Here is a 14,906-nt window from a genome sequence, read left to right on the forward strand (position 1 = left end):
AGGCCGTTGCTCGCCCCGTCCTGGTTGACCGCACTGCCCCGCACGACCGCGAGCACACGGTGCCCGTTGCGACGGGCGTCCGACAGCCGCTCCAGAACCAGGACTCCCACGCCCTCGGACCACGCCGTGCCGTCGACGTCCGCCGAGAAGGGCTTGCAGCGGCCGTCGGCCGCCAGGCCTCCTTGTCGGCCGAACTCGCGGAACATGCCGGCCGTCGCCATGACGGCCACGCCGCCGGCCAGGGCCAGATCGCACTCGCCCGACCGCAGGGCCCTCCCCGCCAGGTGTATCGCCACCAGCGACGACGAGCACGCCGTGTCCACCGTCACCGCCGGGCCCTCGAAGCCGAACGTGTAAGCCACCCGGCCCGAGATGACGCTGGGGGCGCTGCCGGTGAGGATCTGACCCGCGAGGTGGTCCGGCGCCTGGTCGGCGCGGGGGCCGTAGTCGTGCGGCGTGGCGCCTATGTAGACGCCCGTGGCCGAGCCGCGCAGACCGTTCGGGTCCAGTCCGGCCTGTTCGAGGGCTTCCCAGGAGGTCTCCAGGAGCAGCCGCTGCTGCGGGTCCATCGTCAGCGCCTCGCGCGGCGAGATCCCGAAGAAGCCGGCGTCGAAGTCCGCGGCCCCGTCGAGGAATCCGCCGCTGGGCGCGGCCTGGCCGGCCTCCGTTCCGGGCGGCGTCCAGCCACGATCCGTGGGCCAGGTCGTGGCGGGCGCCGCGCCGTCGGCGACCAGACGCCACAGGTCGTCCGGCGAGGCGACGCCGCCGGGGTAACGGCAGGCCATGCCGACCACGGCCACGGCATCGTCGTCGGCGTGCCGGGAGCGTGTGTCCCGCGCGGGTGCCGGGCCGGTCGTGCCGTCGTCCGGCCGAGCGGTGGACGGCGTGGGGCCGGGGTGATCCGCGCCCGCATCCGAGCTCGTGACGCCTGGTGACGCGGAGCGTGTGGCCAGTCCGGTGGCGGGCTTCTGGGAGCTGCCGGGTTCCGGGGAGCCGTTCCCCGGGCCGGTGGCCCCGGGGACGGTGGTGAGCGAGGCGTCGATGTGCGCGGCCAGGGCCTGGGGCGTGGGGTGGTCGAACACCGTGCTCCCCCTCACGGGCAGCCCTGTGCACGCCGCCAGGATCCTGCCGAGTTCCTCGATCATGACGGAGTCGAAACCGAGGTCCTTGAAGGTGAGCGCCGGATCGACCGGGGCCGTGTCTCGCATGACGATGGCCGCCTGCTCGCAGACGAACGTGCGCAGGGCCGCCGTCCGCTTCGGTCCGGTGAGCCCGCTCAGCACGGCGACGGCCTCACGTCCGGGGTGCGCGGGGTCGACCGCCGGGGCGGCAGGGGTGCCCGTGCCGGTGACGGCCGGCCCCTCAGCGGGTACCTCCGTGAGGGTCTGTGCGTCCGTGGCAGCCGGTGCGTCCGCGGTGGCCGGTGGCTGCGTCGCGGTCCCGGCCTCCGGGGCGGCCTGTTCCGGTCCCGTCTCGAGCCAGAAGCGGCGGCGCTGGAAGGGGTAGGTCGGCAGGTCGACGCTCCGGACGCCGCTCAGCAGAGGGGTCCAGTCGACGTCGGCTCCGGCCACCCACAGCGTCGCCAGCGACCTGACCGATACGCGGTCCTCCGCGACCAGCGGGACGAAGGCGGGAGGGATGTCGTCATCGAGCGTGGCGGCCGAGGAGGTGAGAGCCGCGTCCGGTCCCGCCTCCACGACGAGCGACAGGCCGCTGTCCCGCATCAGCGCTGAGCCGTCGGTGAACGGGCCCGTCTCCCGCGCTTGCCGCAGCCAGTGCTCAGGGTCCTGGAGGAGCTCGGGCTCCGCCGTGCCTCCCAGCATCGTCGACACCACGGTCAGCCGAGAGGCGCCGGGCTCGACCGAGGACAGCACCCTGCGGTAGGCCACCGCCCCGTCGGCCGGTGAGGTCTCCCCGAGCCAGCCGCGCGCCAGTGCCAGGCGTGCCGCGTCCCGCAGCGCCCATACACCCGCCGCGTGGGCGGCCGTCACCTCGCCCACCGCGTGTCCCGCGACCGTCGTCGGGCGCAGCCCCCACGATGTCAGCAGCCGCCACGAGGCCACGCCGAACGCGAAGGCGGCCGCCTGCTCCCGGCCGCCCTGACCCGGGCCCGGTTCCTGGACGTCCGGCTCCGCGTCGTCGGCCGCCGAGGTCATGGCCCGGCGCAACGCCGCACCGAACCCCCCGTCCGCCAGTCCCAGTCGCGTCCGCGCCCGCTCCGGCAGGCCGAGGGCGTCGGCGACATCGCCGGCCACCTCGTCGAAGACCTCGCACACCTCTGCCAGTGCCTCGGCGAAGACCGGGAAGACGGACAGGGCCGTGGCCGCGCCGCCCGCGCCCGGAGCGCCGCCCGAGAAGACCACTCCCACCTCGCCCGGAGTCGTCGGGCCGGACAGCACCACGCCGGATGCGGGATCGCCGTCGGCGAGTCCGCGTACTCCGGTCAGCAGGTCCTCGTGCGAGGCCGCTACGACGGCCGCGCGCCGCTCGAAGCCCTTGCGCGACGAAGCGAGGGACCAGGCGACCTCCGCCGCCGAGGCCTGTGTGTCGTCGGCCGCGCCGCTGCCGGCCAGCCGAGAGGCGGCGTCGCGCAGGGCGGCGTCGGTACGCGCGGACAGCAGCCACGGCACTTCGCGCAGCGCCACCGTCGGTGCGGCAGATGCCGTCGGTGCGGCGGATGCCTTCTGCTGGGGGTTCCAGTCGGACAGCACCACGTGGCAGTTGGTGCCGCCCATGCCGAAGGAGCTGACACCGGCGACGAGTTCACCGGCCTCGCCTTCCGGCTCCGCGGGGCCGTCGGGCCACGGACCCGGGCCCCGTTGCACACGGAGGTTGAGCTCGTCGAGCGGGATGCGCGGGTTGGGGTTCTCGAAGTTGAGGCTGGCGGGCAGCCGGCGATGCTTGAGCGAGAGGACGACCTTGATGAGTCCGGCGATGCCGGCGGCACCGCTGAGGTGGCCGATGTTGGTCTTCACCGAGCCGACGGCGAGGGGGCGCTCCGCGGGGCGGTGGCGGCCGAGCGCCTCGCCCAGCGCGGCGGCCTCGACGGGGTCTCCGGTGGGGGTGCCGGTGCCGTGGAGCTCGACGTAGCGTACGGCGGCGGGCGAGACGCCGGCGCTGCGGCAGGCGGAGGTGAGCACCTCGGACTGGGCCTCGGCGGTCGGCGCCGTCAGGGTCGCGCCGGCCGGGTCGTTGTTGGTCGCGCTGCCACGGACCAGGCACAGAATGCGGTCGCCGTCGGTGAGGGCGGTGTCGAGGCGCTTCAGGACGACGGCACCCCCGCCCTCGCCCGGTACGTAGCCGTCGGCACGCTCGTCGAAGGTGAAGCAGCCGCCGCGGGTGGACAGCGCACCGAGGCGAGCGGCGAGCAGCACGCTCTGCGGCAGCAGATGGAGGTTGACCCCGCAGACCAGGGCGGCGTCGGACTCGCCCGCGCGCAGGCTCGCGCCCGCGAGGTGGAGCGCCACCAGGGAGGAGGACTGCGCCGAGTCGACGGTGATGCTCGGTCCGCGGGCGCCGAGGAAGGCGGCCAGCCGGTTGGCGAGGACGCCGCGCTGCACGCCGGTCAGTGCGTGCTGCGTGGCGAGCGTTCCGACGTGCGGGGACAGGAGTTGGGCGTAGTCGTCGCCCGTGACGCCGACGAACGTGCCGAGCCGGGTCCCGCGCATCCGGTCCGGCGTGATCCGGGCGTCCTCCAGCGCCTCCCAGCCCAGTTCGAGGGCGAGCCGCTGCTGGGGGTCGACGAACGGCGCCTCGCGCGGTGAGATTCCGAAGAACGAGGCGTCGAACGCGTCGACGCGCTCCAGGTAGCCACCGGTACGGGGAGTGTGCTCGGCGGCGGCTCCCGTCCAGCGGCCCGACGGCACCTCGCCGACGCCGCTGCCACCCGCGGCCAGCAGTCGCCAGAACTCGTCCGGATTCTCCGCTCCGGCGAAACGGCACGAGACACCGATGATGGCGAGCGCCGAGTCCCGACCGTCCGCTGCCCTCATGAGTACGACTCCCTGGATTTCCTGGATTCCCCGGGACTCCGGACTCTTCGTGAAAAGGAACGGAGGAACGGGGTGAATACCTGTAGCCGAATGCGCCCGAATTCGAGTTCCGGCGGTATGCGAGCGGCGCTTCCCGCCCTACGCTTTCACCCGACGGACACGTCACCATCGGCGAACTCCGCCGTTACACGCCGGCGGCACGGGTGTCCCCCGAGCGCCGCGGCCGGCTCATTCGAGGTAGTCCTCGGGGCCGCCGTCCCGCACGGTGTCGAGAGTGAAGCAGTGAAATCCGCCGCCGAAGAGGCGCCGGTGCCGATGGCGTACCGGCACGACGGTGAACTTCGCGTCCTCCAGGGTCCGGACCAGCTCCGGGCTCGCCTCGTTGACCAGCACGGTCTCCGGGTCGACGGACAGCACGTTCAGGTCGATGAAGGGGCTGGTCAGGATGAGGTCGTCGTCCTCGTACCGTGGGAAGTCGTTCCGCGTGGGGGTGGGTGCGACGATACGGTCCCAGCGACGCAGGGCGGGCGGCAGGAGCTCGACGACCGCCTCGGAGCGGACCAGCAGCAGGCCGGGGCGCAGGGCCAGCACCATGCTGTCGATGTGACTGTCGCTCAGCCGGTGGACCCGGTGGACGCGGAAGCGGCCTTCGAGGTGCCGCTCCAGCCAGGCGACACCGAGCTCGTGGTTCTCGGTCGAGACGTTCGCGACGATGTCCCGGCCGAGCCGCAGGCACTGGGCCGCGTCGAACATCATCTCCAGACCGACGTCGTAGGGCGACGGCTGGGGCTCTCCAATGGGTTCGGTCGGTCCTCCGGCGGTCGCGGAGCGCACATAGGACAGATCGAACGACGCGTCCGTCATCAGCGGGCGGGGCATGACGGTCCAGCGGCAGCCGTTGCGGAAGTACTCCTGGAACAAGGGTTTCAGGAGCTGGGTCTCGAAGTAGCGGGAACGGATCATCGGTGATGTCTCGATGATCTCGTCGCCGAGGACGAGCGTGTTGTCGCGGATGTTGAGCGGCGGCACGACGGAGGCGGACCAGGCCGGGGTGCTGACCTCGGCGGTCGTGGCGGGCAGCGCGCGCGGGCGGTGGACGGTGACGCCGAGGCCGCGCAGGGTGTCGGCCAGCCCTTCGAGATCCTCGTTCAGCTCGTCGACGTAGCGCCGGGCCACCGGCTGCCGCCGGCGGTCGGACCGCTCGCCGCGTGCGGACAGCCTTGGGTAGTACCACTCGGAGCGGCCGGGGTTGTCCTGGGCGAGGTTGTCGTGGAAGAACAGGTCGAACGAAAGCTCCCGCTCGTGCGAGACGTAGTTCTCCGCCGATCCGACGACAACCTCACGCAGTCGCGACCACTCGTCAAAACTGTTCAGAAGCATGCAGTGAACCGCCTACTCGTCGGGGGCCGGCCGTGAACTCCGCAGAGCACTCGCCATCCTCACCGGGCTCCGCCCCCGCGGGCATCGGGGAGTTCCACCGTTACGGCACGGGTTCCCTGTTCACCCACTCACCGACGGTGAAAGGCATCCCCCATACTGGGCATGTAATGTCGCGGCGGATTCTGCGGAACAGCGAAAGGCAAAGACGAGGAGCGGGGTGGACACGCCCGCCGCCCGGCGGGTAGAAAGGCGCATGCCTTTCGGGCCTTGTCGAATTCGTTCTCTCGTGAGATGAGGAAGGGTCATGGGTGACCCGTTGCACACCGTCTCCACACTGCCGGCCGCGCGGCGACCGGGCTGCCCCTTCGACCCTCCGGCAGAGCTCCTCGAAGCCCAGGGCCACGGCCCCCTCAGCAGCTACACCTTCCCTGGCGGACACGACGGCTATCTGGTCACGGGGTACGATCTGATCAGGTCGGTGCTGTCGGACCCGCGGTTCAGTTCGCGGCGGGAGTTGATGCGTCATCCGACCGTCGACTACGGCGGCCTGAAGCTGCCGCCGGTCCCGCCGGGCGAGTTCCTCCTCATGGACGACCCGCAGCACAGGCGCTACCGCAAGCCCCTGATGGGCATGTTCACCGTGCGCCGGATGCGGCTGCTCACCGAGCGCGTGGAGGAGCTCACCGCCGAGCACCTCGACGCGATGCGGGAGTCAGGCCCTCCCGCGGATCTCGTGAGCGCCTTCGCCAAGCCCGTCCCGGCCAGGGTGATCTGCGAGCTGCTGGGCGTTCCGGCCGCCGACCGGGCCTCGTTCCAGGCGCAGTTCGAGTCGTTCATGGACGCCGAGGCCCGGGACGAGGACACGGCCGCCGCCTACACCACGACGCGCGAGCGTCTCGGGGAGCTGGTGGCCGCCAAACGCGCGCACCCCACCGACGACGTGCTCAGCGAACTCACCGGCAGCGACCTCACGGACGAGGAGCTGCTGGGAACGGCCCTGGTGCTGCTCGCGGCCGGCATCGACACCACGGCGAACATGCTGGCGCTCGGCACCTTCGCATTGTTGCGCCACCCCGAGCAACTCGCCGCCTTGCGCGACGACCCCGGCCTCACCGACCGTGCCGTGGAGGAACTGCTGCGGTATCTCAGCGTCGGCAAGACGTTCATGCGTACGGCGCTGGAGGACGTCCGCCTCGGCGACCGTACCGTCAAGGCCGGCTCGTCGCTCATCCTGTCCTACAACACCGCGAACCGGGACCCCGCGCGCTTCACCGACCCGCACAAGCTCGACTTCCAGCGTCAGGAAGGCGGGCATGTGGCCTTCGGGCACGGCATTCACCAGTGCCTGGGCCAGCAACTGGCGCGGGTCGAGATGCGCGTCGGGTTCCCCGCACTGCTCCACCGTTTCCCCTCGCTGCGTCTCGCCGTACCGGCCGCCGAGATCGCCCTGCGTACGGAACTGTCCGACATCCACGGAGTGAAGCGTCTTCCGGTCACATGGGACGTGTGAGGATGAGGGCCGTGGCGGAAGCCAGGCGTCAAGCGGGGCCCCGGGGGCGCAGGGGCCCGAGGCGCGCCCCGACGGCTTGTAACGGCGGCCTGCACGGATGCCGTGGCCCGTCCGACCCGAAAGGGTCGGCCGAGACCACGATCCCCGCCGAGCCGAAGGGAGCCGCTCTGCCATGGCACGACCCCTTCCGTCACGGAACACATGGTTCCGTACGTTCCACGCGCGCCCGGACGCCCGCGTCACTCTGGTGTGCCTGCCCTACGCCGGAGGGTCCGCGAGCGCCTTCATCTCACTCTCGGAGCGCCTGCCCCCTTGGGTCGAGGTGTGCGCCACGCAGTACCCGGGCCGCCAGGACCGCATTCGTGAGCCCTGCCTTTCCACAGTGCCGGACCTCGCTCTGGGTGCGTTCGAGGAATTGGGGACGCTCGTCGCGGGCCGTCCCTTCGCCCTCTTCGGGCACAGCATGGGTGCTGCCGTCGCCTTCGAACTGGCACGCCTGCTCGAACGCGACGGTCCTGCCGCGCCCCAGGCCCTCCTCGTCTCCGGACGCCGAGCGCCCTCCATCTCGGGCGACCGCGGCATCCGATTCCGGGACGATGAGGGCATCGTGAACGAACTCCGGGAGCTGGGAGGCACGGACGGCCGCGTCCTCGACGAGCCCGACCTGCTCCGGCTCATCCTGCCGACGGTGCGCGCCGACTACGGTGCCGCGGAGACGTACCACACTGGCCCGGACGCCACGGTGGGCAGTCCGGTCGTCGCGCTCGTGGGAGACCGGGACCACCATGTCCCGTTCGGCGAGGCGGCCGCATGGAAGGAGCACACCACCGGCGCCTTCGAGCTGAGACCCTTCCCGGGCGGTCACTTCTTCCTGACCGACAACGAGCCCGAGATCGCCGCGCTCGTCACCGATACGCTGCTGCGCGCCCACACCTGCCCGGACGCCGTCGCTGAGTGACACGGGGGGAGCCCGGCGGGGGGACGGGCCCCCTACCGAGGACAAGGCCCAGGCGTAGGCGTACTACGCGCTCTCCACGGACCCCATGACGGTTCATGTGGCTGATCCGGATCCGTGGTCGCCGAGTGCGTGGTTCCGTGTCACCGTCGCCGGGCTCTCCCCGGCAGTGGGTGACCGGCGCCAGGCCGCGTCGAAGGCGAGTTCGGCGTCCTCGAATTCCAGGCGCTGTCCGGCATGCGGTGGCCGGGTCCAGCCACGAGGCAAGGTAGAGCCGGCCCCCCGCGGTGGGGATGCAGGTGATGTCCCCGACGGTCTTCGTGCCGGGGCGAGTGGCGGTGAGGTCCCGGCCGGTCAGGTCCGGCGACGGGACGGCCTCGGTGTCGGTGTCGGCCTTGGTCAGGCTGCGGCGGCCGGTGCGCCGGCTGGATCTCGATCGTTTTTGCCCGCTCAGCGGTCAGCTTCCGCAGCCGCTTAAGCTCCGCGTCCCGGGCGTCGGCGCTCTGCCCTGTCCCGCCCGGCCGCGCGAGCGGATCCGGTGTCCTGAGCGGCGCGGGCCTTCTTCACCCAGCCCCGCAGGGACTCCGAGCTGACCCCGGGCTCCCGGGCGGCCTCGGTCACCGTCCGGCCCGGTGACCGCACGAGCTCGACCGCGTCCCGCTTGTACTCGTCCGAGTACCGCTTCGTGTAGTTGCTTCCCACCTGGCACTGCTTCCACTGGGCTCTCACGTCCCAGTCTCCAGGTGTCCACGGTCAAGGGGAAGCTTCACAGGCCGTCGTCTCCCGCTTCGACTGCAGCAGCCATGAGCGCCTGGTGGTCCAGACAAGACCTCGACGCCCGCCCGCGCGTCCCCACGCGGTCCCTGACGGGCCCGAGACGCGCCCATGGCGCTCTCGCACGTGCCCTTCGCTGCCGCAAGGCCGATACTGCCGACAGCGGCACTCCGACCGAGATCCATCTGCCCATCCGCCACCTGATGACCCGTCACGGAAATCAGCGTCAGTACCCCCGGAGCCCGCTCCGGACCGCCGCGGGCCGCCAAGATCACTAGCCACCCGAACCCGCTGCGACCAGCGAAAACGCAGGTCCAGAACTCGCCTGATATTCTTCCCAGGAGGTACCCATGAAAATGCTCATCAACGTCCCCGAGACCGTGGTCGCGGACGCCCTGCGGGGTATGGCGGCCGCCCATCCCGAGTTGGCCGTGGATGTCGAGAACAGGGTGATCGTCCGGCGGGACGCCCCCGTGGCCGGGCAGGTCGCCCTGGTGTCGGGGGGTGGTTCCGGGCACGAGCCGTTGCACGGCGGTTTCGTGGGGCCCGGGATGCTGTCGGCCGCGTGTCCGGGTGAGGTGTTCACCTCGCCGGTGCCGGACCAGATGGTGCGGGCCGCGGCGGCCGTGGACAGCGGGGCCGGGGTGCTGTTCGTCGTCAAGAACTACACCGGTGACGTGCTCAACTTCGACATGGCCGCCGAGCTGGCCGAGGACGAGGGCATCCGGGTCGCGAAGGTGCTGGTCAACGATGACGTGGCGGTGACGGACAGCCTCTACACGGCCGGCAGGCGCGGCACGGGGGCGACCCTGTTCGTGGAGAAGATCGCCGGGGCGGCGGCGCGGGAGGGCCGGCCGCTGGAGCAGGTCGAGGCGATCGCCCGCCGTGTCAATGACAGCTCCCGCAGTTTCGGCGTGGCACTGAGCGCCGTCACCACGCCGGCCAAGGGCAGCCCCACCTTCGACCTCCCCACCGGTGAACTCGAGCTGGGCATCGGCATCCACGGGGAGCCGGGCCGGGAGCGGCGCCCGATGATGACCTCGGGGGAGATCGCCGAGGCCGCCGTGGACGCCGTCCTCACCGACCTCGCCCCCCGCAGCCCCGTCCTCGTCCTGGTCAACGGCATGGGCGCGACACCGCTGCTCGAGCTGTACGGCTTCAACGCCGAGGTGCAGCGCGTACTCGGCGAGCGGGGTGTCGCCGTGGCCCGCACCCTCGTCGGCAACTACGTCACCTCGCTGGACATGGCCGGCGCCTCGGTCACCCTGTGCCAGATCGACGAGGAACTGCTCGGACTGTGGGACGCGCCGGTCAGCACCCCGGGTCTGAGGTGGGGCATGTGACGGCCGACGGGGGAAGAATCGCGACGCACCTACCAGGCAAGGAGATCCTGTGCTCGACGCCGACTTCTTCCGCCGTTGGATGACGGCGACCGCCGCGCTGGTCGACCGCGAGGCGGAGCGGCTCACCGCCCTCGACTCACCCATCGGCGACGCCGACCACGGCAGCAACCTCCAGCGCGGGTTCACGGCTGTGGCCGCCGCCCTGGAGAAGGAGGCGCCCGACACCCCCGGCGCCGTCCTGATCCTCGCCGGGCGGCAGCTCATCTCCACGGTCGGCGGTGCCTCCGGGCCCCTGTACGGGACGCTGCTGAGGCGTACCGGCAAGGCGCTCGGGGACTCCGCCGAGGTGAGCGCGGACGAGCTGGCCGAGGCCTTGCGGACGGGGGTGGACGCCGTCCGCACGCTCGGCGGTGCAGCGCCGGGCGACAAGACCATGGTCGACGCCCTGGTACCCGCCGTGGACGCGCTGGGCGACTCCTTCGCGGCGGCCCGCACGGCGGCCGTGGAGGGCGCCGAGGCGACCACACCTCTGCAGGCCCGCAAGGGCAGGGCGAGCTACCTGGGCGAGCGCAGCATCGGGCACCAGGACCCGGGGGCGACCTCGTCCGCTCTGCTCTTCGAAGCGCTGAAGGAGGCGGCCGGTGAGTGACGACGAGAGGGTGGGAATCGTGCTGGTGTCCCACAGCGCCCAGGTCGCCGCGTCGGTGGCGGAGCTGGCGAAGGCGCTGTCGGGCGGTGCCGGGGCGGTGGCCGTCGCCCCGGCGGGCGGTACCGCGTCGGGCGACTTCGGTACCAGCTCCGAACTGGTCGCGGCCGCCGCCGCGTCGGTGGACCGGGGCGCGGGGGTCGCCGTCCTCACCGACCTCGGCAGTGCGGTGCTCACCGTCAAGGCGCTGCTCGCCGAGGGCGACGAACTCCCGGACAACACCCGGCTGGTGGACGCGCCCTTCGTCGAGGGCGCGGTGGCCGCGGTCGTCACGGCCTCCACGGGCGCCGACCTCGCGGCCGTGGAGGCGGCGGCCGCGGAAGCGTACTCCTACCGGAAGGTCTGAGGGGAAAGTCCGAGGGGAAGGTCCGCCTCAGGGTCCTGCCCGAAGGTCCTGCCGTAAGGTCTGCCCGAAGGTCCTGCCTCAAGGTCCGGGCGGCGACTCCGGTCGGAGGTGCCGCCCGGGCGGCCCGGCCGGAACATCCCACCGGCAGGCCGCCGGGCCCACCGGGAGCCCGGCCGTGGCCGGTCGGGTGAGTGGCCGGTCGGGTGGGCCCCACCGCAGGCGCGGCCCGTCCGTTCGGATCAGTCTCCGCGCACGAACTTCCGCGCCAGCCGCTCCCCCGCCCTCTCCGCCGCCGCCGGGTCCTCGATGGGCTCGGCCTCGCTGCCCTTGAAGACGATGTACGTCACGTCGGAGGCCGCGCCGCCGCCCTCCGGGTCCGCCGGAATGCCGAGGGAACGTGCGGCGGCGTAGGAGGCCTCGCCGACGAGGTCGCGCGGACCGATGTCGCCGACGACCGCGTACCGCACCCGGTCCCCGTGGACGACGGCCGCGAGCGATCCGCCGCGGACGTCGTCCTCGCGGTGGTCCCAGGTGTCGCTCGGCTCGGGAACGACGACGTAGGGCAGCCTCTCGGCGTCCAGCGGGCGGCCGTCCGACCGGGTGAACGCGGTGGCCGGGCTGAAGTGCGCGTCGGTCCGGCTGTTGCACCGGTCACCGGGCCGCCCGTCGCAGTCGACGTCCAGGTCGGCCTTCCAGTACACGGCGTCACGCGTGCCGCAGACGGGGATGTCGGCCGGTGCTCCGGCGTCGCTGCGGTAGCGCCCGCTGGAGACGGGTTCGCAGTCCCGCACCCTGGCCAGCAGGTCGGCGGCGCGGACGGAGCCCTCGCCCGCGTTCCGCTCCGGCCGGGCGCCCGCCCCGGAGACCGGCCCGATGCGCGGTGGGGGCAGGAACGCCGCCGGGGGGTGCGCAACGGGGCCGGTCCGGACGCCGGACCTGCCCGCTCGCGGGGACACCGCCCGGTCCGGAACACCGGGCAGCAGGATCGGCGCCGGGGCGCCGGGGAGCGGCGCGGTGGGAGCGTTCGGGAAGGTCGTGGGAGCGAGCAGGGCGGCGCTGGCCGCGACCAGTGTCAGCGACTGGACACGCACGTTGTGGCCTCTCCTGGGGGGCATGGGCGGTCACTCGGCCCATCTGTCCCCGAAACGCTCACGCGAGCACCTTTTGCGGGGCCAGACGGTGCACGCCCACTGGCGGTTCCCCGGGTCCGGGCGCGACCGGGGGCGGGCGGGCCGGGCTCGTTCCGTTTCCGGGCCGCCCGGCCGCCCGCGGCGGCGCGGGATCAGCGACGACAGCGGCCCGCGCGCCGTCGGCCCGAACTCCTGGGGAGAACGGGGGAGTTCGGCCCTGAGGTGACTCAGCATGTGTAACCCTCCCGAGTGACCGTCCGTCGGGACCCTTGCGAGGAACCGTCACTCGCGGCCCTCTTGAAGTCATCGCGTCACGGGCGTCATATTGGTCCGGACCATTACAGCCGGAGTCGGCGCCGTACCGGAGGCAGAGCCGTGCGCGACGTTCCCGTTCCCGCTCCGCTCCTTCGCCGGTGCGCCCTGCTCTGCGGGGCGCTCGTCCTCCTCACGTCCTGCGGCGGGGGCGGGGGCGAGGGCGCGGGCGGCGGACTGCCCGGGGCGCCCACGGGCGTCACCGCGCAGGCGGGCAGCGCGACGACCGTGCACGTGATGTGGAACGCGGTCGACGGCGTCGGGACGTACGAGGTGTGTCGCGGCGGCACACTGGTGAAGGAGGTACCGGGGTCCGAGCGCATGGTGGACGTCACCCGGCTGCGCCCCTCGACGGCCTATGCCTTCACCGTACGGGCGCGCAACGCCGACGGGCGGCCCGGACCGCGCAGCCGCGAGGTGCGGGCGACCACCCCCGCCGCGGTGGCCGACGACTCCGCTCCCACGCGTCCCGGCGACGTGCACGGCCGGGCGGTCGGCAGCCGGGCGGTCCGGCTCACCTGGGTCGCCGCGACGGACGACCGCGGGGTGGCGTCGTACGACGTGTACCAGGGCGACTCGAAGGTCCACAGCGTCGGTGGCGGTCAGACCGCCGCCGTGGTCACGGGACTGCGGGCAGGCACCCGATACTCCTTCACCGTCCGGGCGCGGGACGCCGCCGACAACGTCTCCCCCGCCGGTGCCGCCGTACGGCTCTCCACCCCGGGCTCCGACGACGGGCACGCCACCGCGCCCACCGGGCTGCGCGCCGCGTCGCACCGCGCCGACGGGGCCTACTACCTCGACCTCTCGTGGATCCCGCCGCGAACGGACGGTCCGGTCACCGAGTACCAGATCCACCTGGACGGCCGTGCGGCGACCTCGTTGGTCTACGGCGCCGACGCGCCGCGCGGCCGTGCCGAGTACAGCTTCTACGCGGGACGCGAGGCCGGTGTCACCCACCGGGTGCGGGTCCGGGCGAGGCTGGCCGACGGAACCTGGGGCGGCCTCTCGGCCGAGCGCAGGGTGACCACGGGCTCGGACCGCTGACGCCCGGCCGGCCGCGGGCCGGGGGGAAGGGCGTCACCTGGGCGGTCGCGCTCCGCATGCGGGCACGGCGGGCACCCTGTTGGCTGCCAGAGGGGCACGGGCGTTCCCGATCCCCGGCGGCGCAAGGATGTACCGCCGACCGTGCCGCCGGAGGGCAGTCCACATGCGCATCTCATCGCCCCTTCTCCGCTCCGGCCTGACCGTGGCAGCCGCCGTCGCGCTGCCCGTCGCCCCGGCCGCCGGACCGGCTCTGGCGGGACCGGGGATCTCCGTGAGCACCACCGGGACCACGGTGTCGGTCACGACCACGGCCTGCGCCCGGCTGAACGGCAGCTGGGGCACCGCCTCGCTGCTCACCAGCAGCCAGCGGGACTTCGCCGAGGGGCGTCAGGTGGCGCTGTCCGGCAGCGGTTCGGGGCAGTCCGCGGCCTGGTCGGGGATCACGCCGGGCACGTACACGGTGATCGTCATGTGCTCGAACAACAGCACCGCCGGCACCCAGACGGTCATCGTCTCCTCGGCTCCCTCCCCCTCGCCCAGCCGCTCCGCCGCCCCTGCTCCGTCCGCGTCGCCGGGTGGTGTCATGGGCGGTCTCGGCGGGGCCGTCCAGGACTACGGCACGGCCACCCTGGTGGCGGGCGGCGCGCTGGTGGGCTCCGGTGTCATCGCCGCGGCCTGGTTCCTGCGCCGCCGCTCGAAGCCGTACCGGTTCTGAGCGGGGCCCCGGAGACCCGGCCGCCGGCCGCGGCCACCCGTCCCGGGCGCCGCGGCCGCCCATCCCGGCCGCCCCGGTCGCCGCCCTCGACCGGCACCCTCCGCCGCGCTCCTCGCCCGCCCCGGTCAGGCCGTCTCGTCGCCGGGCAGCTCGGCGAACTCCGCCAGCGCGAGCCTCAGCCACCGGGTCCAGAACGTCTCCAGGTCGATGCCCGCCCGCAGCACCAGGTGCCGCAGCCGGTCCTCGGTACCGTCGCGGCCGGGCGGGAAGTCCCGTTCCTCGATCTCCCCGTACTCCGCCAGCTGCCGCTCGTGCAGCTCCAGGTGGCGTCGCAGATCCGCCTCGACACCGGCGGTGCCGACCACGGCGGCGGCGCGCAGCCGCAGCAGCATCGTGTCCCGCAGGGGCTTGGGATCGTGTGCGGCGGCGGTCCAGCGGGCCAGTTCGGCGCGGCCCGCCGGCAGCACCTCGTAGGACTTCTTCTGCCCGCGGGCCGGCTGCTGGCCGGGCAGCGCGCGGATCAGGCCCTCGGTCTCCAGTTTTCCCAGCTCGCGGTAGATCTGCTGGTGCGTCGCCGACCAGAAGTAGCCGATCGACCTGTCGAACCTGCGGGTCAGCTCCAGCCCCGACGACGGCCTTTCGAGCAGGGCGGTGAGGATCGCGTGCGGGAGTGACATGCGCTCATCCTAGGGACGG

General features: G+C 72.9%; 12 protein-coding genes. 7 read left to right on the plus strand and 5 right to left on the minus strand.

Going from position 1 to position 14,906, the window contains the following annotated elements; genetic code table 11:
* The coding region (locus ACGFYH_RS33185; RefSeq protein ID WP_393806877.1) for a type I polyketide synthase at positions 1–3,992 on the minus strand (3,992 nt) is incomplete at its 3' end.
* A 228-nt stretch (positions 3,993–4,220) separates the two neighbouring features.
* Positions 4,221–5,372, minus strand: a complete 1,152-nt coding sequence (locus ACGFYH_RS33190) for a glycine amidinotransferase (protein WP_393806878.1) — start codon at positions 5,370–5,372, stop codon at positions 4,221–4,223.
* Positions 5,373–5,676: 304 nt separating this feature from the next.
* On the opposite strand from ACGFYH_RS33190, the gene ACGFYH_RS33195 reads away from it, so the two are divergent.
* Positions 5,677–6,882 carry a cytochrome P450 gene (locus ACGFYH_RS33195; protein ID WP_393806879.1) on the plus strand — a complete coding sequence of 402 codons (1,206 nt, stop codon included), beginning with the start codon at positions 5,677–5,679 and terminating at the stop codon, positions 6,880–6,882.
* A gap of 172 nt (positions 6,883–7,054) precedes the next feature.
* On the plus strand, positions 7,055–7,840 hold the full coding sequence (locus tag ACGFYH_RS33200) for a thioesterase II family protein (RefSeq protein ID WP_393806880.1): 786 nt from the start codon (positions 7,055–7,057) through the stop codon (positions 7,838–7,840).
* 471 nt (positions 7,841–8,311) lie between these two features.
* On the opposite strand, the gene ACGFYH_RS33205 is transcribed toward ACGFYH_RS33200, so the two are convergent.
* On the minus strand, positions 8,312–8,566 hold the full coding sequence (locus tag ACGFYH_RS33205; RefSeq protein ID WP_393806881.1) for a transposase: 255 nt from the start codon (positions 8,564–8,566) through the stop codon (positions 8,312–8,314).
* A 395-nt stretch (positions 8,567–8,961) separates the two neighbouring features.
* Here ACGFYH_RS33205 and dhaK point away from each other — a divergent pair, with 395 nt between their 5' ends.
* The 3 genes from dhaK to ACGFYH_RS33220 are packed head-to-tail and all read left to right on the plus strand — an operon-like array spanning position 8,962 to position 11,006.
* Entirely contained in the window at positions 8,962–9,954 is a 993-nt protein-coding gene (gene dhaK, locus ACGFYH_RS33210) for a dihydroxyacetone kinase subunit DhaK (RefSeq protein ID WP_393806882.1), read from the plus strand.
* 49 nt (positions 9,955–10,003) lie between these two features.
* On the plus strand, positions 10,004–10,603 hold the full coding sequence (gene dhaL / locus ACGFYH_RS33215; protein ID WP_393806883.1) for a dihydroxyacetone kinase subunit DhaL: 600 nt from the start codon (positions 10,004–10,006) through the stop codon (positions 10,601–10,603).
* Positions 10,596–11,006, plus strand: a complete 411-nt coding sequence (locus ACGFYH_RS33220) for a PTS-dependent dihydroxyacetone kinase phosphotransferase subunit DhaM (RefSeq protein WP_393806884.1) — start codon at positions 10,596–10,598, stop codon at positions 11,004–11,006. Before dhaL ends, ACGFYH_RS33220 begins: the two co-directional genes overlap by 8 nt.
* Positions 11,007–11,245: 239 nt before the next feature.
* Here ACGFYH_RS33220 and ACGFYH_RS33225 read toward each other — a convergent pair whose 3' ends face one another.
* Entirely contained in the window at positions 11,246–12,097 is an 852-nt protein-coding gene (locus ACGFYH_RS33225; RefSeq protein ID WP_393806885.1) for a glycoside hydrolase family 75 protein, read from the minus strand.
* 414 nt (positions 12,098–12,511) lie between these two features.
* On the opposite strand from ACGFYH_RS33225, the gene ACGFYH_RS33230 reads away from it, so the two are divergent.
* Together ACGFYH_RS33230 and ACGFYH_RS33235 are read left to right on the plus strand one after the other, a co-directional pair.
* Positions 12,512–13,495, plus strand: a complete 984-nt coding sequence (locus ACGFYH_RS33230; protein WP_393806886.1) for a fibronectin type III domain-containing protein — start codon at positions 12,512–12,514, stop codon at positions 13,493–13,495.
* A 163-nt stretch (positions 13,496–13,658) separates the two neighbouring features.
* Positions 13,659–14,210 carry a hypothetical protein gene (locus ACGFYH_RS33235; RefSeq protein ID WP_393806887.1) on the plus strand — a complete coding sequence of 184 codons (552 nt, stop codon included), beginning with the start codon at positions 13,659–13,661 and terminating at the stop codon, positions 14,208–14,210.
* Between the two features lie 125 nt (positions 14,211–14,335).
* On the opposite strand, the gene ACGFYH_RS33240 is transcribed toward ACGFYH_RS33235, so the two are convergent.
* Positions 14,336–14,887 (minus strand): PadR family transcriptional regulator, encoded by a 552-nt coding sequence (locus ACGFYH_RS33240; protein WP_393806888.1) that lies wholly within the window; start codon positions 14,885–14,887, stop codon positions 14,336–14,338.
* Positions 14,888–14,906 lie beyond the last annotated feature (19 nt).

Origin of the sequence: Streptomyces sp. NPDC048392, assembly GCF_043200575.1 — a bacterium.
GTDB lineage: Bacteria > Actinomycetota > Actinomycetes > Streptomycetales > Streptomycetaceae > Streptomyces.